Raw genomic sequence first — 22409 nt, forward strand, 5'->3', positions numbered from 1 at the left:
GCCTAATAGCCGGCGTCCGTCGCCGGCTTAAGGAAAAGCTCGTGCACGGGCGCGAAATGCGCGTATAGCGGCAGAATTGCGCCGCCCATCGCCCGCGCATCGGCGCCGATGGTGCCTTCCAGTAGTTGCGGACGCACCATGCCTTCCCATTCGAAGCGATCGAGTACGCGCTCGGTTCGGCGGATGATTTCGCGGACCAGTTGCCGGTCGAGTTCGCCGTCGATCACCACCGCTTCCAGGTCGAGCAAGGCAGCCGCATTGGTCAATGCATTGGCGATCGCAGGACACGCGGTGTCGAGCCATTGTTCGGTTTGCCGCCACAGTTCAGGCGACAACGCGCGATGGTCGTGCGCGGCGGCGGGCGGCACGCCTGCATCGCTCAATAGCCTTTCCAGAACGAAACCCGATGCTGCGTGCAGCAGTTGCCGCGCGGGTTTGCGCGCGCTGCCGTCCCTCAGCGGTATCGAGCCGACTGCGCCCGCATTGTCGTGTGGTCCGGCATGCAAACGGCCGTCGATCACCAGACCGCCGCCGATAAACGTCCCGACGAACAAATAGAGAAAATTGTGAATCCCGCGGCCCTGGCCCATCACGAGTTCGGCCGCGCAGGCCGCGGTGGTGTCTTTGGCGAACTCGACGGGCAAGCCTGTCATCGTCGCGATGCGACTGCGCAAGTCGATCTCGTGCCACGCTTCCAGCGCGTCCTGCGGGGCGCCGAGAAAGTCGCGCCAGCCGCCGAGCCACAACGGCGCAGCCACGCCCACGCCAACCACTTTGTTCGCCTTCGCGCCGAGCGTCTGATTCACGCGCGCCAGTTTGCTTTCGAGCGCGGGGAACAGCGTGCGCGGATCGGGATAGGCATAGTCGAATACATCGCGGCACACCACGTGGCCCGCGAAATCCATCGCCAGCACGTCGAGACTGCGTCTGCCCACCTTGATGCCGATGGTGTACGCGCCGTCCGCACGCAGTGCGATCGGCACCGAAGGCTGACCGATTCGACCGCGCACGCGCGCCTGCTTTTCGAGCAGGCCGTCGTCGATCAGACGGTCGACGATCATCGAAACGGTCTGCATCGACAGACGCGTGAGACGGCCCACGTCGGCTTTCGGCAGTGGCCCATGCAAACGGATCGCCTGTAGAACGATCCGTTCGTTGAACTGCCGCATGCCGACCTGGTTCGAGCCGACCGTGCGTTTGAGAGGCGAACGTGTACCGGTGGTTTCCATCGTCGTGTGCCCCTCAGCGGGATGCATGCATCATGCAATCGCCTTGACGTCCGCTTGCTTCGCGCCCGTCATGATCGCCACGGCCTCCGACATGTGGATGTCTTTGGTGTTGACCACCGCGGCACGCCTGCCGAGCCGCTGGATATGAATACGATCCGCGACTTCGAACACGTGCGGCATGTTGTGGCTGATCAGGATCACCGGCAGGCCGCGATCGCGCACGCGCCGGATCAATTCGAGCACCATGTTGCCCTCCTTGACGCCAAGTGCGGCGGTGGGCTCGTCGAGAATCACCACATGCCGTGCGAACGCCGCGCTGCGCGCGACAGCCACGCCTTGACGCTGGCCGCCGGATAAGGTTTCGACCGCCTGGCGCATCGAGCGGATGCCGATCTGCAAATCCTTCATGTGCGCGGTGGCTTCGTCGAGCATGCGGCGCTTGTCGATCATCTTGAAGATCGAACCGCGCCAGCCCGGCTTGACGAGCTCGCGGGCGAGAAACAGGTTTTCGGCGATGCTCATGGCGGGCGCCACCGCGAGTTCCTGGTACACGGTTTCGATGCCTTGAGCGCGCGCATCCAGAGGGCTGCGGAATTTGACCGGCTTGCCGTCGAGCAGGATTTCGCCTTCATCGGGGATGGTGGCGCCGGAAAGCGCCTTGATCAACGACGATTTGCCCGCGCCGTTGTCGCCGATCACAGCGAGAATCTCGCCGGGCAGCACTTCGAAATCGCAGCCGTCGAGCGCGGTGACGTTGCCGTAGCGTTTGACAAGTCCGCGCGCCTGCAGAACGGGCATCACGGCAGAAGCGGAAGTAGGTGTCGACATGACAGGTTCCTTTGGGCGTTCAACCGCGACGATGGGAAAGTTTGTCCGCGGCGACCGCGAGAATCACCAGCATGCCGGTGATCAACACCTGGTAGACCGAAGAGACACCGATTAGCGTCAGGCCATTACGAAATACGCCGACGATCAGCGCGCCGAGCAGGGTTCCGCTAATCGAGCCACGTCCGCCGAACAGACTCGTGCCACCCAGCACCACCGCCGTAATACTGTCGAGGTTCTCGGTTTGCCCCGCCTGCGGATCGCCGACGCCGGTGCGCGATACCGACAACAGCGCGGCAATACCGTAGATCGCACCGGCCAGCGAATACACCGTGAGCAAGATCTTCTGCGACGAGAGGCCCATCAGGCGCGCGGCTTCGGGGTTATTGCCGAGCGCGTACAGATGCCGGCCGGGCACGGTGTCGCGCAAGACGAACCACGTCGCCCCATACATCAGCAACGTCAGCACTGTGCCGTAGGTGACATCGGCGGGGCCGAGTTTGAACGTGTTGCCGAGGAACATGATCGCGTCCGGCAGGTTCGAGACGCTTTCCGCGTTCGAATAGATCTGCGTGAGCGCGAATGCGATGTTCAGCGTACCGAGCGTGACGATGAAGGCAGGCAGTTTGATCCGCGTGATCAGCACGCCATTGAGCGCGCCGAACAACGCGCTCGCGGCGATGCCGCACAGAATCGCGAGAACGGGCGGCACGCCGAGCGTGACCGCGAATTTGGTCATGATGATCGAGCCGAACGCCATCACCATCCCGCACGACAGATCGATCCCGCCTGTCAGCACGATCAGCGTCTGGCCGATGGCGATGACGGCGACCACCATCGTCTGCTGCAGGATCAGCGAGAGGTTCTGGAACGACAGGAACCGGTTGCTCTGCGAAATGAAGAAGCCGCAGGCCAGCAGCAGGGCGATCAGCGGTCCGATTTCAGCGAGCGACGGCAAACGGTCGGTGAAGGTGCGCGGGTGGCCGGCGGGCGCGGAAGGTGTCGACATGATAGGTGTCCTCGATGCATAAACGTGGCGGGCAGGCCACGTGGTAAATTCGGAGGCCGGCCATCTGGCGGGCGGCGATCCGCGGGGTATCCCGCGGTCGGCGGTTCAATGGCTGGCAATCCGTGAGCGGCCCAGCAAAGTGGGCCGCTGTTCAGTGCGTGTTACTTGTTGCCCCAGCAGTTGTCGAGGCCGTACTTTGTATCCTTGCTGTCGACGCCGGGCATCGCCTTGTCGGTGACCAGCGTCACGCCCGTGTCCTGATAGCCGGAGACCTTCTTGCCGGTCTTCGCATACTCGACACCCGCCGTCACGCCGAGCGAGGCCATCTTCAGCGGATACTGCTGCGAGGTCGCGGCAATCTCACCGGCCTTCACATTACGTACGCCTTCGCAGCCGCCGTCGATGGAAACGATCATCACGCTCTTGTCCTTGCCCGCTGCCTTGAGCGCGCGATACGCACCCGCTGCCGCCGGTTCGTTGATCGTGTAGACCACGTTGATATCCGGCGATTTCTGCAGGCAGTTTTCCATCGCCGTCTGGCCCTTCGACTGATCGCCGCGGGTGTCCTGACTGCAAACGATCGACGGATCGCCTTCCTTCACGCCGAAGCCTTCCAGGAAGCCGTTATGACGCAGCACGCCGACCGAGACGCCGGGAGCGAGGTCGAGCGTGGCGATCTTCGCGGGCTTGCCGTTCATGGCGGCTTTCGCGTACTTGCCGATCAGCACGCCGGCTTTGAAATTGTCGGTGGCGAAGAGGGCGTCCGTGGCATCTTGCGGATCGGTCGGCGTGTCGAGCGCGACCACCATCACACCGGCGGCGCGCGCTTTCTTGATGCTCGGCACGATTGCCTTGGTGTCGCTCGGCGTGATCAGAATCGCTTTCGCGCCGGCCGTCATCATGTTTTCGATGGCGGTGACCTGGCTCGCGTTATCGCCGTCGAACTTGCCGGCGGCGGTGAGCAACTTGGCGCCGTCTTTCGATGCCGCTGCTTCGGCGCCCTGTTTCATCTTCACGAAGAACGGATTGGTGTCGGTCTTGGTGATGAGGCCGACGACAGGCTGATCAGCCGCCTGGCTCGCGCTCACACACCACACGGCCGATGCCGCGACGCACATCGATACGATTTTCCTGGCTACAGGATGCCTGCGGGAATTCAGATTCATGGGACGCTCCTCCGGTTATTGGCAACGACGTTGTGAACTGCGGGCGATTGCACACGCGAACGCTGCGCGCTTGCTGCCTGTTTGCGATCTGGTTTCGAACCTGATGCGATTCCGAGGCTGTTCGAAATCGACCACTTAAATCACTTTGGTTGATTTAGTAGAGCAGGCGTGGGGACGCTAGTCAAGGAAACGATCGGAGAGGACGTCGACGCGCTGAAGCGGCCGACAGGGTGGCGAGCCTTACGTGACGGGGCTTTGCGGGGATGGTGCGATGCAAGGTCGAGCACCGGAACTTCGGGAAAGTCCTGGCTCGCTTGTAAGCGAATTGAAGTATTAAGTGACCTTTCGCGACGGGATGGGCTGCCGTCGCGAAGGGTAATCAGTGGTGGCTGAGCGTAACGCCATGTACGCAATGTCCGTCCCTTTCAGCCGGATCACATTCTGATGACATCCATCACGGTCTTCTTGTTGTCCTTGAACTGGTAGATCGTGATCGCGGCGTCCCGCAGGTCGCCGTGCGGGTCAAACGCAATGTGTCCGATCACGCCGTCATAGCTGGTGGCAGGCATCGCTGCGAGAATTTTCGATCGGTCGGTCGAGTTCGCCCGCTTCATTGCGTCGTAAATAACGTAGACGGCGTCGTACGTGAACGGGGCGTAGGCGTTTATCGGTGTTCTGAAGCGCGCCACGTATCGCTTGTCGAAGTCTTGACCCTTTGGCATTTTTGACAAGGCAAGTCCGGCTTCTGAACACGTCACGTTGCCAATTGCGCTGCCGGCAAGTTGCGTCATGTTATCCGTGCAGGCACCGTCACCCCCCAGCACCTTGGCGGTGATGCCGAGGTTAGCCGCCTGTTTTGCCAGCGGGCCGGCCGTTGCGTCCGAGCCGCCATACATGATTGCGTCGGGTTTCAGACCTTTGATCTTCGTCAGAATCGCCCGGAAGTCGACAGCTTTGTCGGTTGTCGCTTCGTGGGTCACGATAACGGCGCCTCGTGCTGTTGCCGCTTTTTCAAATTCTTGCGCGAGACCCTGGCCGTATGCGGTTGAGTCGTCCACGATTGCAATTCGCTTCGCGTGCATTGAGTCGATTGCGTAGCGAGCCAGTGCCGGACCTTGCAGTGCGTCGGTCGCGACGACGCGGAAGGCCGTTTTGAATCCCTGCAGCGTATAGGTGGGATTGGTCGAGCCTTGCGAGATCTGCACCAGACTGGCTTCGCTGTAGATCTTCGATGCCGGGATCGAAACCCCAGAGTTGATATCGCCGACTACGGCTACCACACCATCGTCAACGAGCTTCTGGGCAACTTGAGTCCCTGTGCGTGGGTCGGCAGCGTCGTCCTGAGCGTCGAGTTGCAGACGGACCGCCTTGCCGTCGATCACCGGATGCTGGCTGTTGATCTCGTCGATTGCGAGCCGCGCCGCATTTTCGCTGTCCTTGCCCATATGCGCGAGCTGCCCTGTCAAGGGCGCGGCATGACCAATCAGGATCACGGCCGGCTCCGCGGCGAAGCTCGCGCTGCCTGCGCTCAGCAGCAGCGCAGCGGCGGTCGTTTGCAGCGTCCGGTTCAATTTACTGTACGAGGGTGACATGGGCGGCTCCTTGGTTTTCGGTTCAATGAGTATTCGAACGCCAAATTCCTCCGTCCAACGACTTATTTTATTGACCGGCGATAGATAAATCTGATTGCCCCCAGGGCTTTCCCGATAGGCCGCCTCTTGTGCGTTGAGCCGTCGCGGTCACAACAGAAAGTTGGCCCAGGTGGCCAGTTTTTGTTGTCACGGGCCTGATTTTGCGGCGCTAAACTCTGCCAATGCACTTAAGCGGTCCGTTAGCGCGGACGCAATACGTGGAACCTGGTTGTGCGTCCGTCGACTGTTCAAGGTGTCCGATGAATGTCCGTTTTCTAGAAACGTTTGTATGGCTTGCAAAGCTGCGCAATTTCCGCCTGACAGCGGAGCGCTTGCACGCGACACAGGCCGCAATTTCCAGTCGGATATCTGCGCTCGAGCAGGAATTCGGCGTGCGTCTATTCGATCGGGGACCGCGCGACGTCAAGCTGACCCAGGAAGGGACCAAAGCGCTGGCCTTCGCTGAGCAGATTCTGAAACTCACGAACGACATGCTCGCAAGCGTAAGCGACCGCTCGCATGTGAGCGGGTTGTTGCGGGTCGGCGTGATGGAGTCCGTCGTGCATACGTGGCTTCCCGAGTTACTGCGGCGAGTGCGGGACGAATATCCGAACCTGACGATTGAGCTGACCTGCGACACCTCGACGAATCTGTCCGTGCAACTGGTCAATGGCAACGTGGATATCGCTTTTTTGAGCACGGCGGTCGCAGGTGCCGACGCGGAAAATGTTTCGCTCGGCGCATTGCCGATGCGATGGGTGGCGAGTCCGTCGCTGAATCTGTCGGCTGAAGCACTATCGGAAGCTGAACTGGCGAGCTTTCCGATTGTGAGCTTTGCCCGTCATTCGTCGCCGCATGTTTTTGTAGCCGGCCTGTTTGCAGCGGCCGGCGAGCCTCGCGTGCAAATCAACTGCGTGTCTTCGGTCGCGGCGATTATCAGGCTCGTACTCGACGGTTTCGGTATTGCGGTTCTGCCGACAGCTTTCGTGACCCGCGAGCTGGAGTCCGGTCATCTGCAACTGCTGAAAGTGACGCATCGAGTCCCGGAACTCCCGCTTTTCGCATCCTTCCGGCGCAGTCCGGACAGTTTGCTGTGCGAGTCGATCACGCATCTGGCGCAAAAGGTCATGCGAGAGTTCAGCCTGGAGAACGGTCCGGATATCGCGCTCTTTCCAGACACCGACGAAGCGCTGCCGCCTCATTGAGTGGCACCCCGTGATGTTTTTCTAAGATTATCAAAGACCTGAACCGAGATGCCGACTGCCACGCCTCTGACCATTCAACCGCTTACTGCCGGCGCTTTCGAACCCTATGGATGGATGTTAGGCAAGCCGTTTCCGGCGGATAGCGCTGCGCCTTCGTTTGCGAGCCCGTCTTCCGATTTCTGGCGTGAGCATCTGTTCGATGCCGGACTGTCCGGAGATCCTGAGATTCTGTGGGTCAGATACCGCGATTGCGAAGCTGAGGTGATGAAGCTCGAAGCGCATTGGCTCACTGAGCAGGCCGTGGTGCCGCTAACCGGACCTCTCGTTCAGATTGTCGCGACGAGTACACCGGACGGGCACCCTAACCTTGAATCATTGGCAGCTTTCAAGGTGCCCGTCGGGGAGGGGATCTGCATGCGGCCGCGCTGCTGGCACGCCACGCGTGCATTGCAGAACGAAGTGACCTGCCTCATGCTTACGCGCCGCTCGACGACGTTCGACCTTGCAGTCCATCTGCTCACAGGCGCTCCTGCGGGTGAAAGCGCGATTCGGCAGATTCCGCCGTACCAGCTTGTCGGCGCGCCCGGTCTCATACAGGCGTCGACGCGTCAGTGAAGGTGCCGAGGTTCAGCAATCTGGTTTGGAACCCGGCGCGATTCCAACGCGGTTCGTGCCTGAAGGGGCTTACCGGAAGGAACTCACCCGCGCGGCGTGAGCCTTTGACGCTTCGTTTCGAGTTGCGTAACGATACGCTGCAAGGTTCGCTCGGCCAGTCCCGGCGTCTGTACGAACTTGCAGCCGATCACGAAGCGCAGGTCGCCCTTCGGCGTAGTCAATTGCCGTGGCGCGACAATTTCCAGATCAAGCCGCAGCGTGCCGAAGCTGCCGAGTTGCAGCGTGACGTCGCGCAATACGGTGCCGCTTTCCAGCGCGCCGAAACGCGCATCGGCGGTTTTCAACGCCACGCCGCCCAATGACAGATCTTGCAGTTCCAGCCGGAACGAACCGCCGTCCACATACGGCCCGCTAGCGATGTACGGATCCAGCACGGGCGTTTGCACGCGGAAGAATTCGCGGCGTTGAACGTAGTACAGGAGCGAAGGGAAGGCTGCCTCGAAAGCCGGGCGTCCTTCGAACATGATCGGGTCTGCGTGGAGCGTCGTGAACTCCGTGCGGATGCCACCCGGCAAACTGCGAAAGATCAACTGGCGCGCAGACGGCAGCGCGTAATTGTCCAGTTGCGTACCGCCGGCGTCGAAGATAAAGCGGGCATTGCGCGAATCGACATCAAGTACTTGCGTAACGATCTGGCGGCCGTTGAATTCCACCGTCACGAAGTCCTGTCCGGCCATCAGCTTGCGCAGGCAGACTGCGATTTGCAAGGGATGGCGCTGCGCGAAGGTCGAGTCTGCGTTGGTGGGTTGTTCGGCGAGATCGGCGTCCAGCAGAAGATCGGCAGTCATTTGAGTATCCATGCTTGTTATGGCCCTGGCCTGGCCGGTTGGGGGAGCGCAGGCGGCATGTGAGTCATGCCGGCGCTCGGCCTTTTCCTGCTTTATTGCAGGGACCGTGCCAACTGCATGGATGGACTGATTGAAACGGTATTTTTGCCGTGGAACCGCTTGATACGGGCGTTTGCGGACGGTGGCCTGAGAGGTGAGGGCGGCCGTAGTCAGGGTTCGCTACGTAACGTCCTCGATGTTGTTACGGCCACGTTACCTCGGGCGCGGCGCCCCCGTCGACGCACGCACAACCAGCTTCGGCGCCGAGGAAATTCGCATCGGCACGCTTGCCGCTGGTTGACGACCTGCTTGCCCATACGACGATTCAATCAACTCGCGCAGCAGCGACACCGCCAGGTCGGCGACTTCGACAGTCGGCACGGCGACTGTCGTCAACGCGGGCCGCGATTCGCGTGCCAGTTGAATATCGGTAATGCCGATCACGGACAGATCACCCGGCACGTTCAGGCCAAGATCGGCGGCGGCGTGCATCGCGCCGAGCGCCGGCAGATCGTTGGTCGCGAAGATCGCGGTGAGTTTCGGATCGGCTTCCAGCAGCGCCCGCGCCGCGGCGTAGCCGCCTTGTATCGTATCGGGGGCATGCTTGACCCGTCCTTTCGGCGCGCTGGCCGCATGCAGCGCATCGACAAAACCTTCGTAACGCGCTGCGTGAATGCCCGAGGCCTTGCTGCCGACAATCGCGCCGATCCGCCGATGGCCGAGCGCCAGCAGATGCGCGCCGGCCAATTCGCCTGCCAGACGAAAATCGACCGCTACACATGGCAGCCCCGGCGGTTCATTCGGCCGCTCCCACATGCACAGCACCACGGGCGTGCCGCGCGATTCGGTCGTATGAAGGTCTGCAAAGTCCAGGTTCGCATTGGTGACGAGCACGCCTTCGGAAAGCGTCCCTGCGATCTGGTCAAGATAGGCCCGGCCTGCCAGGGGATCTTCGTTCGTATTGCAGATGATCACGAAGTGGCCGCTGCTGCGCGCCGCGTGTTCGACCGCGAGCGCGAACTCCGGATAGAACGGATTGGCAATGCTCGACACCATCAACGCCAGCGTCGGCGCGCGGCCCTCGGCGAGCGCGCGGGCGGCCAGATGCGGGCGGTAGCCGAGCGCGTCGACGGCGTCCAGCACCCGCTGCCGGGTGCTCGCGCCGACCCGGCCGCGATTGCGCAGCACGTTCGACACCGTGGCAGGGGTGACGCCGGCGTGACGCGCGACTTCGCTAAGGGTTGTCATAGCATTTTCAATATTTGGGATGGGTGTCCGACATTTGCATCAAAGCCCAAGGCGCGGCACCATTTGCCGCACAGACAAAACGATATCGGAGACAGGTAAGGCCCCAGCGATCGGTAGCGATCGATTTTTTTTGGCCCTGCTGATTAAGCGCTTAATCTCCGACGTCGAGCCGATTAAATCACGGAGTCGATGCGATGGCGAGCATTTCGTTGAGAGGCGTGCAGAAGGCGTATGGCGACGGCGCGCTGGTGATCCGCGATGTCGATCTGGAGATCGGCGAGAATGAGTTCTGCGTGTTTCTCGGTCCGTCCGGCTGCGGCAAATCCACCTTGCTGCGGATGATTGCCGGCCTCGAAGACGTGACCGACGGCGACCTGTCGATTGCCGGCCGTCTCGTCAACGACGTCCCGGCCGCGCAGCGCGGTGTGGCGATGGTGTTCCAGAGCTATGCGCTGTTTCCGCATATGACCGTGTTCGAGAACATGGCCTTCGGCCTCAAACTGGCCAAAACCCCCAAGGACGAAATCGACCGCAAGGTGCGAGAAGCCGCGCGCATCCTTCAACTTGAAGCGCTGCTCGAGCGCCGGCCCAAAGCACTGTCCGGCGGTCAGCGGCAACGTGTGGCGATTGGCCGGGCCATCGTGCGCGAGCCGGGCGTGTTTCTGTTCGACGAACCGCTCTCTAATCTCGACGCGACGCTGCGCGGCCAGACCCGCATCGAAATCGCGCGACTGCATAAGCAGTTCGCCAAAGCCAGCGTGGTGTATGTCACGCACGACCAGATCGAAGCGATGACGCTCGCCGACAAAATCGTGCTGCTGCATGCGGGTAAGGACACAGAGCGCTACGGCAGCATCGCGCAGATCGGCGCGCCGCTCGAGTTGTATCACCGGCCGAAGAGCCGGTTCGTAGCCGGTTTCATCGGTTCACCGCGGATGAATTTTTTGCCGGGGCGGGTGGCGTCGGTCGATCCGCAGGGCGTGGTTGTTACGCTCGATCACACTGACGAAAACGTGCGCGTGCCCGTCAGCGGCGAAGGACTCCAGGCGGCGCAACCCGTCACGCTCGGCGTGCGCCCCGAACACCTGGAATTCATCGACGCGGCTGCTTCTGAAAACCCGCAGGACGCCGTTCTGAGCCGCACCGTATCCCTCGTCGAACAACTCGGCGAGCACAGCTACGTCCACCTCGATCAGCCCGGCGGCGCCACGCTGATCGCCAAGGCGCCCGGCGACACACGCCTCGCGCCGGGCGACCGCGCGAGCTTGCGCGTACCCAGCCGCGCCTGCCATTTGTTTACCGAAGACGGCTTTGCCGCCGCTTCGCTCGAATCCGTCGAACACTACGCATAGAGGACATTCAGATGCGCCTTGGAGTCTGTTATTACCCGGAACACTGGCCGGAGTCGATGTGGGAAGACGACGCTCGCCGGATGAAAGCGCTTGGCATCGAGCAGGTGCGAATCGCCGAATTTGCGTGGAGCCGGATGGAGCCAACGCCTGGCGAGTACGACTGGGGCTGGCTCGATCGCGCGGTCGATGTACTCGGCGCGGCCGGTCTGCAGGTCGTCATGTGCACGCCCACCGCGACGCCGCCCAAGTGGCTGATCGACCGTCATCCGGACATTCTGCCGATCGGTGCGGACGGCCGTCCGCGCGCTTTCGGCTCACGCCGTCATTACGATTTCTCCTCGCCTTCGTATTTCACAGCATCGCAGCGAATCTGCACGGCGGTTGCCGAGCGTTACGGCAAGCATCCGGCCGTTGCCTACTGGCAGACCGATAACGAATTCGGTTGTCATCACACGGTGGTCAGCTATTCGCCGGCTGCAGTGGGGCGCTTTCGCGAGTGGCTCAAGGCGCGCTATCAAACGATCGATGCGCTGAACCGTGCGTGGGGGACGGTGTTCTGGAGCATGGAGTACCGCAGCTTCGACGAGATCGACGCGCCGGTGGCGACCGTCACCGAAGCGCATCCGTCGCACCGGCTCGATTACCGGCGCTTCGCCTCCGACGAAGTGGCGCGCTACAACCGCATGCAGGTCGAGATCATTCGCGCGCATTCGCCGGGACGGCCGGTCGCGCACAACTTCATGCAGCTCTTTACCGAGTTCGATCACTACAAGGTGGCGGCCGATCTCGACATTGCCGCGTGGGACAGCTATCCGCTCGGCGCGCTCGAAGAGCAGTGGTTTGCGCCGGACGTGAAAGCGCGCTGGTTGCGCAGCGGGCATCCCGACTTCGCCTCGTTCAATCATGACGTGTACCGCGGTATGTCGAAGCTGCCGTTCTGGGTGATGGAGCAGCAGCCCGGTCCTGTGAACTGGGCACAGTGGAATCCGGCGCCGCTGCCCGGCATGGTGCGGCTATGGAGTTGGGAGGCGTTCGCGCACGGCGCGGGCTGCGTGTCGTATTTCCGTTGGCGCCAGGCGCCGTTTGCGCAGGAGCAGATGCATGCGGGTTTGAATACGCCCGACAACCGGCTCGATGTGGGCGGCAACGAAGCGGCGCAGGTTGCCGACGAGATTCGCGCGGTGCTCGCCGCGAACGCCGACGCCAACGCTGCGATCCGCTCGAAGGTTGCGCTCGTCTACGACTACGAAGCGAAGTGGCTCTTCGAGATTCATCCGCAGGGCGCGGACTTTCACTATCCGCGCTTCGCGTTCGAGTATTACTCGGCGCTGCGCTCGCTTGGACTGGATGTCGATATCGTGCCGGTCGATGCAGCCCTCGACGGCTATCGTTTGATCGTCGTGCCGCCGCTGCCGGTTGTGCCTGCGGATTTTGCCGCCCGGCTGGCGAGCTCGGGCGCGCAAGTCGTGCTGGGTCCCCGCACCGGTTCGAAGACGGCAGACGTGCAGATTCCGGCGAATCTGCCGCCGGGCGCGCTCGCTTCTGTATTGCCGCTGCGTGTGTGGCGAGTCGAATCGATGCGGCCGAATGTGACCGAAGCTGTGCTGCTCGTGGATAACCAGGAAGCGACCGCAGAGGACGGCGTTGCGCGCCACTGGCGCGATTTCATCGACAGCGACAGCGATACAGTGGATTCGCTCGACGTGCGTGCCCGTTTCGCTGACGGCCATCCTGCTTACGTGAAAAGCGGCGCGTTTCATTACCTCGCGAGCCTGTTCGACGATGCGCTTACCGTTCGCCTTCTGAAGCAGATCGCCGAAGAAGCGGGCGTCGAAACGATATCGCTCGGCGACACCGTCCGTTTCAGCCGCCGTGGCGCGCTGACCTACGTGTTGAACTACGGCGATCAGACGCACACGCTTGCCGATGTCGCCGACGACGCTTTCGTGATCGGCTCACGCGCCATCGAACCGCAGGGTGTGGCCGTCTATCGATCGGGCAACTGATCGATAGCGCTGAACGAAGGATTCCATGCAGTAACAACAACGACGCAAAATCAAGGCATAAAGGAGACAGCAACATGGCACTGAAACCTCGCAAGATTCTGCTGGCACTCGCGCTGGCTGCGGCCGCCGCAGGCGTGTCCGTCGTCAGCACGGCGCAGGCCGGCACGCTCGCGGTCAACATCGCGTTCAAGGGCGCGAGTCAACGGGCAGTCTGGCAGTCGATCATCGACGACTTCAAGAAAACGCATCCCGGTACCGACGTGAAAGTGTCGTTCGTCGATGAAGAAGCGTACAAAGTTCAGTTGCCCGGTTGGCTCTCCACCGTCGCGCCCGATATCGTCAACTGGCATGACGGCGAGCGGATGGCGTATTACGCGCAGCGCGGCCTGTTCGACGATCTGAGCGGCGACTGGGCGAAGAATGGCTGGAACGACATGTATGCGTCGACGAAGGAAGCGTCGTCGTATAAGGGCAAGCAGTACGCCGCCCCAACTGTGTATTACTCGTGGGGTATGTTCTATCGCAAGGACCTGTTCCAGAAGGTCGGCATTGCCGGTGAACCGAAAACGTGGGACCAGTTTCTCGACGACTGCAAGAAGCTGAAAGCGGCGGGCATTACGCCGATTGCCGTGGCTGGCCGTGATTCATGGACGCTCGCCGGCTGGTTCGATTATCTCGACCTGCGCCTGAACGGCAACGCGTTCCATCAGAAACTGATGGCGGGCGACATCGCGTATACCGATCCGCGGGTGAAGAAGGTCTACACGACGTGGAAGCAACTGATCGACGCCGGCTATTTCATCGACAATTCGCTTTCCTACGATCTGGATGCGGTGCAGCCGTTCCTGTTCCAGGGCAAGGCCGCGATGATGCTGATGGGCACCTTCATCACCGGTGGCTTCCCGCCGAACGTCAAGCCGGAAATGGGCTACTTCCAGTTCCCGATCATCGACGCAAACGTGCCGACCGCCGAAGACGGTCCAGTCGAATCGCTGCATATTCCGTCGAAGGCGAAGAACAAGGCGGATGCGCATGCCTTCCTGGCGTTCGTCCAGACGCCGGAAAATGGCGCGAAGCTGGCGACCGGTCTCGGCTCCTTGTCGGCGAACAGCAAATCGCCGGAACCTGAGGATCCGATTTCGAAGATTGGCTTCCAGATTCTCGCGAATACGAAGGGCGGCATTGCGCAGTTCTACGATCGCGACATGACGAAGGAAATGGCCGATGAAGGGATGAAGGGGATGCAGCAATTCATCTCCGATCCGTCGAAGCTCGACGACGTGCTCGCGCAACTCGAGCAGACGCGTAAGCGGATCTATAAGAAGTGAGCGGTGGTGGCCCGGGCTTGGGCCTTGGTCTGGGCCGCTACTCGTTGAATCAGATTGGCAACTATGTTGCATGAGACCAGGGTACGTGCTTTGCACCAATTCTGGTCGACAGGAGAATGATCGTGTCGCATTCCGTCACCCGTCACACTGTCGGCGGTCCTGCCGAACCGGGCGGTCCGGGCTTGCCCGCATCGGCTTCGGGCGGTGCATTGCGCGGCGGGCCGCCTGGCGCGGCGCGCCGGCGCCGTCCTTCGCCGACCGCGGGCCGGCAGCGGCGAGCCGCTTTCCTATTTCTCGCGCCGGCCTGCGTGATGGTGGCGATCTACGTCGTGTGGCCGATCATCTCGACAGTGCGCCTGAGTTTTTTCAACTGGGATGGGATGACCGACCCATCTTTCGTCGGCCTCGCAAACTATATCGAGTTGTTCCATACGCCGACGTTCTACACGGCGCTGAAGAATAATCTCATCTGGCTGCTGCTGTTCCTGCTTGCGCCGCCGATGGGGCTCGCCGTCGCGCTCTATCTGAACCAGGCCGTGGCCGGCATCCGCATTGTCAAATCGCTGTTCTTTGCGCCGTTCGTGTTGTCGGGCGTGGTGGTCGGCTTGATCTTTTCGTGGTTCTACGACCCGACCTTCGGCTTGCTCGCGGTGATTCTCGGGCACGGCGTGCCGGTACTCGGCGACCCGCGTTACGCGACCCTCGGGATCGTGTTCGCCGCGCTATGGCCGCAAACCGCGTATTGCATGATTCTTTATCTAACCGGTCTGACGTCGCTGAACGCCGAGCAGATCGAGGCGGCGCGCATGGAGGGCGCGCGCGGCTGGTCGATGCTGTGGCACGTGATCCTGCCGCAATTGCGGCCGACCACGTTCATGGCGATCGTCGTCACGGTGATCGGCGCGTTGCGCAGCTTCGATCTGATTTCGGTGATGACGAGCGGCGGACCGTTCGAAAGTTCGACCGTGCTCGCGTACTACATGTACGACCAGGCAATCAAGTACTACCGCATCGGCTATTCCGCGGCGGTGGCGGTCGTGCTGTTCGCCATCATGCTGGTGTACATCGTTTATCACCTGCGCCGCATGCTGCGCACCGAGCAATAAGGAGCCGATCATGTTTCCGATCCCAATCGACAAATGGAAGCCGGTGACGCGCCGCGCGTACAAACTGACGTTGCCGCTCGCGCTGCTGATCTGGCTGCTGCCGATGATCGCGGTGCTCGTGACCTCGGTGCGTTCGACGGAAGAACTGAGCGAGGGCAACTATTGGGGCTGGCCGAAGCACTTCGCGATGTTCGATAACTATCGCGAGGCGTTGACGACCTCGCCGATGCTGCATTACTTCTGGAACAGCGTGCTGATTACGGTGCCCGCTGTGGTGGGCTCGATTGCGCTTGCGGCGATGGCGGGATTCGCGCTGGCTATTTATAGGTTTCGCGGAAATTCGACGTTGTTTGCGACGTTTGTCGCGGGCAATTTCGTGCCGGTGCAGGTGTTGATGATCCCGGTGCGGGATCTGTCGTTGCAACTCGGTTTGTTCAATACGGTGAGTGCGCTGATTCTGTTCCATGTGTCGTTTCAGACTGGATTTTGCGCGCTGTTTCTGCGGAACTTCATCAAGCAGTTGCCGTTTGAGCTGGTCGAGGCGGCGCGGATCGAGGGCGCCAATGAGTGGACCGTGTTCTTCAAGATCGTATTGCCGTTGATCCGTCCCGCGCTGGCGGCATTGGCGATTCTCGTGTTCACGTTCGTGTGGAATGACTACTTCTGGGCGCTATGTCTGACACAAGGTGACGACGCGGCGCCGATTACCGTAGGCGTCGCGGCGTTGAAAGGGCAGTGGACGACGGCCTGGAATCTGGTTTCGGCGGGGTCGATTCTTGCCGCGTTGCCTTCGGTCGCGATGTTCTTCGCGATGCAGAAGCATTTCGTCGCGGGGTTGACGTTTGGGGCGACGAAGGGGTGAGGGCGCGTTAGAAAAAACGCGCCCATCAGGATCCGGGTTAGAACGTATGCCGGATCGCCGCGCGGACAACAATCTGACTCGATGACGACGACAGGTCCTGTGCACCGGGCACGTATGCCTGATCCAGCGCCGATCCGGTCGCGTCGCCGGTGATCTTCTGAAACGCGCCCTGGAGGTAGATATCGGTGCGCTTTGACAGGTTGTAGTCCGCCATCAAGCCGACTGTATGAATCTTCGGTCGCACACTACCTGTCGTTGCATCGTAGTTCTCCAGCGTGTAGACGTATTGTGCTCCCACGGAGAACGCCGGCGTGAACTGATATTTTCCGTTCAGTTCGAAATTCTGATACTTCAAGCTGGTCAACGTGCCGCCTGCCAGTGCCCCGCTAGTCGGTTCGATGCTTTCCTGTGTGCTGAGGTAGGCGACATTCGTGGCTGGATTGCTGATGTTTGTGTTGGTATAGACGAAACCAAGCGTCGCCGGGCCCAATGTGTAGTTGATCCCTGCGCCAAAGACGCGCAAACGCTCCGATTGAAAGTTCGCGTCTGCGGCGACGGTCGAACTCGAACCGGCAATCGCGCCACCGGATGTCGATCCAGGATTGTCTGCATTCAAATAAGCGGCGGCGATCAACAGCCCGCCGTAGGTGTACTGCGCGCCAACGCTCAATTGCCGGTTGTTGGCGAAGCCAGTACCGTTGCTGAAACTATACGTGCCGCCAAACTGGAGGCCGGCAACATCCGGGCTCGCATACTTGACCGTGTTGTTCACGCGGAACGTGTTATCTGTGTTGTCGTTGTCGAACGGGTGGGATAGCAGATAGCCTCCCCAATTGCCGTTGGCTGTCGTCAGCGCAAGATAGTCGACCACCGAATCGTATTGGCGGCCAAGGGTAACTGCCCCGTACCGTTCGCTCTCGATACCGACATATGCCTGGCGTCCAAACCCCAGGCCACCTTGCGCGAGCTTGCCGTTGTTGACGTTGAAGCCGCTTTCGATCTGAAAAAGCGTTTTGAACCCGCCACCCAGATCTTCGGCACCTTTCAGTCCCCAGCGACTACCTTGTGCGTAGCCGCTTGCCATTTCGTACACGTGGCTTGCGCCAACGTTATTCGTGAAGTCGAGCCCCTCATCGATGACGCCATACAGCGTTACACTACTCTGCGCGAATGCCGACGTTGCAAATGCCGACGTTATCGCAATACAAATAATTGTTTTGTTCAATTCGTCATCCTTAGCGTATATTTTTTTCTACTCGATTGTCGTTGGCCAAATCAACGATTTGCCGGAATGGCAAATAGAGCGGCAACGCGCCGTCAACCACTTCTTGGTTTCAGATACGCCAAAAGGCGTCGCTCCAGTTGACGAAACATCCAGACCAGGGCGAAAGCGATCATTGCGTACAAAAGTGCTGCAATTCCAAATGCCTCGAACGACGCGTACGTTGCCGAATTGACATCACGAGTCACTTTCAGAATGTCTGGAATCGTCGCGGTGAACGCGAGTGTGGTGGAATGCAGCATCAGAATCGCTTCGTTGCCGTACATGGGTAACGCGCGCCGCAGCGCCGAAGGCAGAATGATTCGCCGGTAGACGGTAAATCTGGACATGCCGACTGCGATCGCTGCTTCGATTTCTCCATAGGCCGTCGCCTTGATCGATCCCGCAAAGATTTCCGTTGCGTAGGCGCACTCGTTCAGCGCGAATGCCAGCAGTGTGCAGTTCATCGCATCACGAAAGAATGCGTCGAGCAGCGCATGCGAATGCACGACATGCAAGCTGTACAGTCCCGTATAGCAGATCAGCAACTGGACGTAGAGTGGTGTTCCCCGAAACACGTAGGTGAACAGCCAGACCGGTGTCGACAGGAACCGGTTGCGCGATGCGCGGGCCACCGCGAGCGGCAACGCCGACATAAATCCCAGTCCGAGCGATGCCACCAGAAGCCACAACGTGACCGCGAGCCCGGTGAACTGAAAGCCATCGGTGTACAGGTAGTTTTGCCAGTACTGCCGGACAATATCGATCATGTCGCCACGCGCCTCACACCCGCGGAATACCGTACTTCGAGCCGCCACAACACCACATTGGATAGCGTTGTTATTGCCAGATAGATTGCACCGGCCACGATCGTGAACAGAAAGAAGTTCTGTGTCGACTTGCCGGCATCCTGCGAGGCCTTGACGACATCTGACAGTCCGATGATCGACACCAGTGCGGTCGCCTTGACGATAACCTGCCAGTTGTTGCCGATACCCGGCAACGCAAGTCGCATCATTTGCGGAAACATGATCCGAGTGAACACCTGCCAGTTGGACATGCCGAACGCCATGCCCGCTTCCAGTTGTCCCCTCGGCACGCCCATGAATGCGCCGCGGAATGTCTCGGTGAAATACGCACCGTAGATGAAACCGATTGTGACGACACCGGCCGAGAACGGATCGATATCCCTCTGGTTGAAACCAAACGCGTCCGTGATGTGGTTCAACACGATCTGGATGCTATAGAAAAGCAGCAGCATCAGCACGAGATCCGGCACCGCCCTGATCAAGGTCGTGTATGCGACACCGAGCCGCACGACGTAACGGCGGCTGGACAGCCTGGCCGCCGCACCGCAGAGTCCCAGCGCGAACGAAACAAGTAGCGACAGCAGCGCAAGCTTGATCGTTTCGCAGGTGCCGGCCACGAGAGCCGGCCCGAAGCCTCCGAGTATCATTTTGTCTCCTGTAGTGGCTGGCTCAGACCGGCTCACTTTGCGCCGTAGATATCGAAGTCGAAGTACTTCCGGTTGATTCGTGCGTAGGTCCCGTTTGCCAGCACGGCAGCTAGTGCCTGATTGAATGCGTCACGCAGCGCGACGTCCTCCTTGCGAAGGCCAAGACCGTCGCCTAGACCGAAATACTTTGGATCGTCCAACGCCGGGCCGGCAAACTTATAGTCCTTGCCCTCCGGTTTCTTGAGAAAACCGTCGTTCGCTTCGATCGATGCCTGAAATGCCGCATCGAGCCGTCCCGAGATCAGGTCCGTGTAAACCTGATCCTGGTTCTGGTAGGCGACGATCTGCACGCCAGCCGGTTGCCACTCCGCTTTGGCGTAATCCTCCTGGCTCGAACCCTGTTCGACGCCGACACGCTTCCCCTTTAGCGAGGCGGCGGTCGGCAGTAGATCGGAGGTGCGCTTGACGACCAGTCGTGCCGGCGCGTTGGAGATCTTGTTCGTGAACGCGATCTGCTGCATGCGCTTGGGTGTGATGGTCATCGAAGAGGAGATCGCATCGAACTTTCTCGCCAGCAATCCGGGGATCATTCCGTCGAAGCTGGTTTCGACCCATACGCAGCGGGCGTGAAGTTCGGCACAGAGCGCATTTGCGATATCCACGCCAAAGCCGGTCAGCTTTCCGTCCGGCGTCTTGAACTCCAGTGGCGGGTAGGTTGGGTCCACCGCCAGCCTGATTTCCTTGCCGGACCAATCGGCGGCACTGGCGCTGCCTGACAGCGCCATCAAAGCAAATGAGATCGCTGCAAGTGTCTTCTTCACGTGTGTTTCTCCTCAACGTCGTTGTTGTACTGCTTATGTTCCATGCGAACAGGTTTTGCCAGAAAGCGTTCGGTCAGCTTGACCCAATAGGTGGCGCCCACTGCCAGGCAGCCGTCGTTGAAGTCATAGCCGGAGTGATGTAGCGCGCAACTGCGTTCGCCGTCTCCATTGCCGATCACGAGGTAGCTGCCGGGGCATTTTTCAAGCATGCATGCGAAGTCTTCGCTGGCTGTGAAGGGTTCGAGGTCGTCGATGATGGACTGGGTGCCGAACCAGTCCGCCGCCACCTGGCGCGCGAAGTCCGTTTCCCTGGCGTGATTGATCAGCACTGGATGACAACGGAAGTAGTCGATTTCCGCATGCGCGCCGAAACTTGCCGCCTGCCCGTGCACGAGTTCGTGAATCCGGCGTTCGAGCAGGTCGCGCACGTCCGGCGCAAGCGCCCGGACGGTCAGCAGCATCTGCGCCGATGACGGGATCACATTCGACGCGACGCCCGCATGAATCGAACCGACGCTGATGATGGCCAGATCGCGCGGGCTTACGTTACGGGACACGATACTTTGCAGCGCCGTCACGATCGAAGCGCATACGACGATCGGATCGATAGCCTTGTCGGGCACGGCGCCGTGTCCTCCACGACCCACCACGCGCACGGTGACGGTGTCGGCAGAAGCCATGAATGCGCCGCTGAAGAAGCCCAGATGCCCTGCCGCATAGCCGGGGACGTTGTGGAGCGCGAATACGGCGTCGCACGGAAAGCGTTCGAAGAGGCCGTCTTCCATCATTTTTTGCGCGCCGCCGAGACCTTCTTCTGCAGGCTGGAAAATCAGGTTGAGCGTGCCTGAGAAGGCGCGTGTTTCGGCGAGGTACTTTGCTGCAGCCAACAACGTGGCTGTATGCCCATCGTGGCCACATGCGTGCATGACGCCGTCGTTCCGGCTGGCATAGGGCAAGCCCGTCGTCTCGCTGATCGGAAGTGCGTCCATATCGGCGCGCAGTCCGAGGGACGGCCCGTGTCCGATCTTTAACGTGCCCACTACGCCGGTTTTACCTACGGCACGCGTGACCTGATAGCCCCACTTGCTTAGGCATTCGGCGACCAGCTCGCTGGTTGCGACCTCCTGCAGACCGAGTTCCGGATTGGCATGAATACGGTGACGCAAGCCGATCATTTCCTCTTGAATGGCTGCGATGCCGGGCAAAACGAAGTCTTGAACCATCGATGAAGTCCTTTGAAGAGCGGGCAGCCCCGGCTGTCACAGCCTAGCTGTTCGGGCTTCGGGCGTTGCAACTGTCTGCACTGGTCGGAATGCTATTTAGCTAAATTTCGGGGGTGAAGCCGCAGTTTTGTTATGCTGACAACCATTTGTTGTCGGGGTGGTTTCGTGAAGATTCATCAATTGCAGGCGTTAGTCGCCAGTGCCGAAGCGGGCAGCATCAGGGCGGCGGCGCGGTCGTTGGGGATTTCTCAGGCCGCTGTCACGCGTTCGCTGCGCGAACTCGAAGCCACTGAGCAATTGCCGCTGCTGATACGCGCGCCTGAAGGAATCAGCTTTACCGAATATGGCAAGGCGCTGCTGACGCACGCGCGACTGGTCCTTAATCAGTTGGAGCACGCGCAGAACGACCTGGCAAGATTGCGCGGCCGGGCGGAGGGACGGCTGAGTGTTGGCGTGACGCCGTGGATCACGTTGACGTTTCTGGCCGAGACGGTATTGCTGTTTCGCAAGCGAATGCCCGATATTCAGCTGGAACTGTTCGAAAGCCTGATGGCTGTTGCGCAACCGCTTCTGCGCGCCGGCGATATGGACTTCGTAATCGGGCAGTTGCATCCGTCTAATGCCAGCCAGGAGTTTTCCTGCGAACCGGTGTTGAATTACGAGACGGCCGTGATGGTTCGCCGAGGACATCCGCGTCAGCACTGCCGTTCGATTCACGATTTACTCGATCAGGACTGGGCACTGAATTTCGCGCCTGACGGCCAGGACGCGCTAATCGACTACCTGTTCACGCGCCACGGTGCGCAGATCGAAGCGAACCGCATTGTGCGGGCTCATTCGTTAGGAACACTTCAGATGCTGGTTGAACGTGCCGATATGTGCACGTGGTGTCCAACCGTTCTTCAGACAACGCCATTGTTTCAAGGCCAACTGATGGCTCTAGCGCTGAAAGAACAATTCGATACGCGACAACTGAGCATTGTCACGCGCCGCAATAGCACGCTCGGCGGCGCGGCTCGTTGCTTTATCGACTGTCTCCTGCAAGTGATCCGCAAGCACGCACGGTCGGCGAAGAAAGAAGACCTTGTGTTGTTTGAGACGTTGACCCTGCTCGTTTGAGCATCAAGGAACTGCACTCGTGATGCGATCATTACCAGCCTTGGCGAACAACTTTCAGCG

At 60.4% G+C, this 22409-nt stretch carries 20 protein-coding genes; 8 read left to right on the forward strand and 12 right to left on the reverse strand.

Features of this window, described 5'->3' with window-relative positions; all coding sequences use genetic code 11:
• Positions 1-2 precede the first annotated feature (2 nt).
• From P3T25_RS24080 to P3T25_RS24100, 5 genes are all read right to left on the reverse strand, one after another.
• Positions 3-1229 carry an ROK family transcriptional regulator gene (locus P3T25_RS24080; RefSeq protein WP_429359096.1) on the reverse strand — a complete coding sequence of 409 codons (1227 nt, stop codon included), beginning with the start codon at positions 1227-1229 and terminating at the stop codon, positions 3-5.
• 30 nt (positions 1230-1259) lie between these two features.
• Entirely contained in the window at positions 1260-2057 is a 798-nt protein-coding gene (locus P3T25_RS24085) for an ATP-binding cassette domain-containing protein (protein ID WP_054039035.1), read from the reverse strand.
• 19 nt (positions 2058-2076) lie between these two features.
• Entirely contained in the window at positions 2077-3063 is a 987-nt protein-coding gene (locus tag P3T25_RS24090) for an ABC transporter permease (protein ID WP_171927394.1), read from the reverse strand.
• Between the two features lie 161 nt (positions 3064-3224).
• Positions 3225-4229 (reverse strand): sugar ABC transporter substrate-binding protein, encoded by a 1005-nt coding sequence (locus tag P3T25_RS24095; protein ID WP_429359097.1) that lies wholly within the window; start codon positions 4227-4229, stop codon positions 3225-3227.
• A 434-nt stretch (positions 4230-4663) separates the two neighbouring features.
• On the reverse strand, positions 4664-5821 hold the full coding sequence (locus P3T25_RS24100) for a branched-chain amino acid ABC transporter substrate-binding protein (protein ID WP_429359098.1): 1158 nt from the start codon (positions 5819-5821) through the stop codon (positions 4664-4666).
• A gap of 299 nt (positions 5822-6120) precedes the next feature.
• Here P3T25_RS24100 and P3T25_RS24105 point away from each other — a divergent pair, with 299 nt between their 5' ends.
• Positions 6121-7065 (forward strand): LysR family transcriptional regulator, encoded by a 945-nt coding sequence (locus P3T25_RS24105; RefSeq protein ID WP_154558517.1) that lies wholly within the window; start codon positions 6121-6123, stop codon positions 7063-7065.
• A 48-nt stretch (positions 7066-7113) separates the two neighbouring features.
• Complete coding sequence (locus P3T25_RS24110) at positions 7114-7680, forward strand: ureidoglycolate lyase (protein WP_429359099.1); 567 nt, start codon at positions 7114-7116, stop codon at positions 7678-7680.
• Positions 7681-7763: 83 nt separating this feature from the next.
• On the opposite strand, the gene P3T25_RS24115 is transcribed toward P3T25_RS24110, so the two are convergent.
• Together P3T25_RS24115 and P3T25_RS24120 are read right to left on the reverse strand one after the other, a co-directional pair.
• Positions 7764-8528: a flagellar brake protein gene (locus tag P3T25_RS24115; RefSeq protein ID WP_429359100.1), complete on the reverse strand. Its 765-nt coding sequence runs from the start codon at positions 8526-8528 to the stop codon at positions 7764-7766.
• A gap of 252 nt (positions 8529-8780) precedes the next feature.
• The gene (locus P3T25_RS24120; RefSeq protein ID WP_429359101.1) at positions 8781-9815 is read right to left on the reverse strand and encodes a LacI family DNA-binding transcriptional regulator; all 1035 of its coding nucleotides are present in this window, start codon (positions 9813-9815) and stop codon (positions 8781-8783) included.
• Between the two features lie 194 nt (positions 9816-10009).
• Here P3T25_RS24120 and P3T25_RS24125 point away from each other — a divergent pair, with 194 nt between their 5' ends.
• From P3T25_RS24125 to P3T25_RS24145, 5 genes are all read left to right on the forward strand, one after another.
• Entirely contained in the window at positions 10010-11167 is a 1158-nt protein-coding gene (locus tag P3T25_RS24125; RefSeq protein WP_429359102.1) for an ABC transporter ATP-binding protein, read from the forward strand.
• A gap of 11 nt (positions 11168-11178) precedes the next feature.
• On the forward strand, positions 11179-13173 hold the full coding sequence (locus P3T25_RS24130) for a beta-galactosidase (RefSeq protein ID WP_429359103.1): 1995 nt from the start codon (positions 11179-11181) through the stop codon (positions 13171-13173).
• Positions 13174-13247: 74 nt separating this feature from the next.
• On the forward strand, positions 13248-14501 hold the full coding sequence (locus P3T25_RS24135; RefSeq protein WP_429359104.1) for an ABC transporter substrate-binding protein: 1254 nt from the start codon (positions 13248-13250) through the stop codon (positions 14499-14501).
• Positions 14502-14617: 116 nt separating this feature from the next.
• Positions 14618-15607 (forward strand): carbohydrate ABC transporter permease, encoded by a 990-nt coding sequence (locus P3T25_RS24140; RefSeq protein ID WP_429359105.1) that lies wholly within the window; start codon positions 14618-14620, stop codon positions 15605-15607.
• A 10-nt stretch (positions 15608-15617) separates the two neighbouring features.
• Positions 15618-16469 carry a carbohydrate ABC transporter permease gene (locus P3T25_RS24145; protein WP_054039020.1) on the forward strand — a complete coding sequence of 284 codons (852 nt, stop codon included), beginning with the start codon at positions 15618-15620 and terminating at the stop codon, positions 16467-16469.
• A 37-nt stretch (positions 16470-16506) separates the two neighbouring features.
• Here P3T25_RS24145 and P3T25_RS24150 read toward each other — a convergent pair whose 3' ends face one another.
• The 5 genes from P3T25_RS24150 to P3T25_RS24170 form a co-directional block, all read right to left on the reverse strand.
• Complete coding sequence (locus P3T25_RS24150; RefSeq protein ID WP_429359106.1) at positions 16507-17694, reverse strand: porin; 1188 nt, start codon at positions 17692-17694, stop codon at positions 16507-16509.
• 92 nt (positions 17695-17786) lie between these two features.
• Positions 17787-18500, reverse strand: coding sequence for an ABC transporter permease (locus tag P3T25_RS24155; protein WP_154558507.1), 714 nt, complete (start codon positions 18498-18500; stop codon positions 17787-17789).
• Positions 18497-19186, reverse strand: a complete 690-nt coding sequence (locus P3T25_RS24160; RefSeq protein ID WP_154558506.1) for an ABC transporter permease — start codon at positions 19184-19186, stop codon at positions 18497-18499. The genes P3T25_RS24155 and P3T25_RS24160 overlap by 4 nt, the downstream gene beginning before the upstream one ends.
• Before the next feature lie 32 nt (positions 19187-19218).
• Positions 19219-20007, reverse strand: a complete 789-nt coding sequence (locus P3T25_RS24165) for an ABC transporter substrate-binding protein (RefSeq protein ID WP_168435562.1) — start codon at positions 20005-20007, stop codon at positions 19219-19221.
• The gene (locus tag P3T25_RS24170) at positions 20004-21230 is read right to left on the reverse strand and encodes a M20 aminoacylase family protein (RefSeq protein ID WP_154558505.1); all 1227 of its coding nucleotides are present in this window, start codon (positions 21228-21230) and stop codon (positions 20004-20006) included. The genes P3T25_RS24165 and P3T25_RS24170 overlap by 4 nt, the downstream gene beginning before the upstream one ends.
• Positions 21231-21395: 165 nt before the next feature.
• On the opposite strand from P3T25_RS24170, the gene P3T25_RS24175 reads away from it, so the two are divergent.
• Positions 21396-22349 carry a LysR substrate-binding domain-containing protein gene (locus tag P3T25_RS24175; RefSeq protein ID WP_266239693.1) on the forward strand — a complete coding sequence of 318 codons (954 nt, stop codon included), beginning with the start codon at positions 21396-21398 and terminating at the stop codon, positions 22347-22349.
• Positions 22350-22409 lie beyond the last annotated feature (60 nt).

The sequence above is a fragment of the Paraburkholderia sp. GAS32 genome (assembly GCF_050434225.1).
In the GTDB taxonomy this organism is placed as follows: domain Bacteria; phylum Pseudomonadota; class Gammaproteobacteria; order Burkholderiales; family Burkholderiaceae; genus Paraburkholderia; species Paraburkholderia madseniana.

What these genes read in the sequence shown, in the direction of transcription:
- P3T25_RS24160 (WP_154558506.1), bottom strand. Translation starts at nt 19,186, where the DNA reads ATGATACTCGGAGGCTTCGGGCCGGCTCTCGTGGCCGGCACCTGCGAA.
- P3T25_RS24125 (WP_429359102.1), top strand. Translation starts at nt 10,010, where the DNA reads ATGGCGAGCATTTCGTTGAGAGGCGTGCAGAAGGCGTATGGCGACGGC.
- P3T25_RS24130 (WP_429359103.1), top strand. Translation starts at nt 11,179, where the DNA reads ATGCGCCTTGGAGTCTGTTATTACCCGGAACACTGGCCGGAGTCGATG.
- P3T25_RS24145 (WP_054039020.1), top strand. Translation starts at nt 15,618, where the DNA reads ATGTTTCCGATCCCAATCGACAAATGGAAGCCGGTGACGCGCCGCGCG.
- P3T25_RS24085 (WP_054039035.1), bottom strand. Translation starts at nt 2,057, where the DNA reads ATGTCGACACCTACTTCCGCTTCTGCCGTGATGCCCGTTCTGCAGGCG.
- P3T25_RS24115 (WP_429359100.1), bottom strand. Translation starts at nt 8,528, where the DNA reads ATGACTGCCGATCTTCTGCTGGACGCCGATCTCGCCGAACAACCCACC.
- P3T25_RS24080 (WP_429359096.1), bottom strand. Translation starts at nt 1,229, where the DNA reads ATGGAAACCACCGGTACACGTTCGCCTCTCAAACGCACGGTCGGCTCG.
- P3T25_RS24135 (WP_429359104.1), top strand. Translation starts at nt 13,248, where the DNA reads ATGGCACTGAAACCTCGCAAGATTCTGCTGGCACTCGCGCTGGCTGCG.
- P3T25_RS24120 (WP_429359101.1), bottom strand. Translation starts at nt 9,815, where the DNA reads ATGACAACCCTTAGCGAAGTCGCGCGTCACGCCGGCGTCACCCCTGCC.
- P3T25_RS24140 (WP_429359105.1), top strand. Translation starts at nt 14,618, where the DNA reads ATGATCGTGTCGCATTCCGTCACCCGTCACACTGTCGGCGGTCCTGCC.
- P3T25_RS24090 (WP_171927394.1), bottom strand. Translation starts at nt 3,063, where the DNA reads ATGTCGACACCTTCCGCGCCCGCCGGCCACCCGCGCACCTTCACCGAC.
- P3T25_RS24105 (WP_154558517.1), top strand. Translation starts at nt 6,121, where the DNA reads ATGAATGTCCGTTTTCTAGAAACGTTTGTATGGCTTGCAAAGCTGCGC.
- P3T25_RS24100 (WP_429359098.1), bottom strand. Translation starts at nt 5,821, where the DNA reads ATGTCACCCTCGTACAGTAAATTGAACCGGACGCTGCAAACGACCGCC.
- P3T25_RS24095 (WP_429359097.1), bottom strand. Translation starts at nt 4,229, where the DNA reads ATGAATCTGAATTCCCGCAGGCATCCTGTAGCCAGGAAAATCGTATCG.
- P3T25_RS24170 (WP_154558505.1), bottom strand. Translation starts at nt 21,230, where the DNA reads ATGGTTCAAGACTTCGTTTTGCCCGGCATCGCAGCCATTCAAGAGGAA.
- P3T25_RS24155 (WP_154558507.1), bottom strand. Translation starts at nt 18,500, where the DNA reads ATGATCGATATTGTCCGGCAGTACTGGCAAAACTACCTGTACACCGAT.
- P3T25_RS24110 (WP_429359099.1), top strand. Translation starts at nt 7,114, where the DNA reads ATGCCGACTGCCACGCCTCTGACCATTCAACCGCTTACTGCCGGCGCT.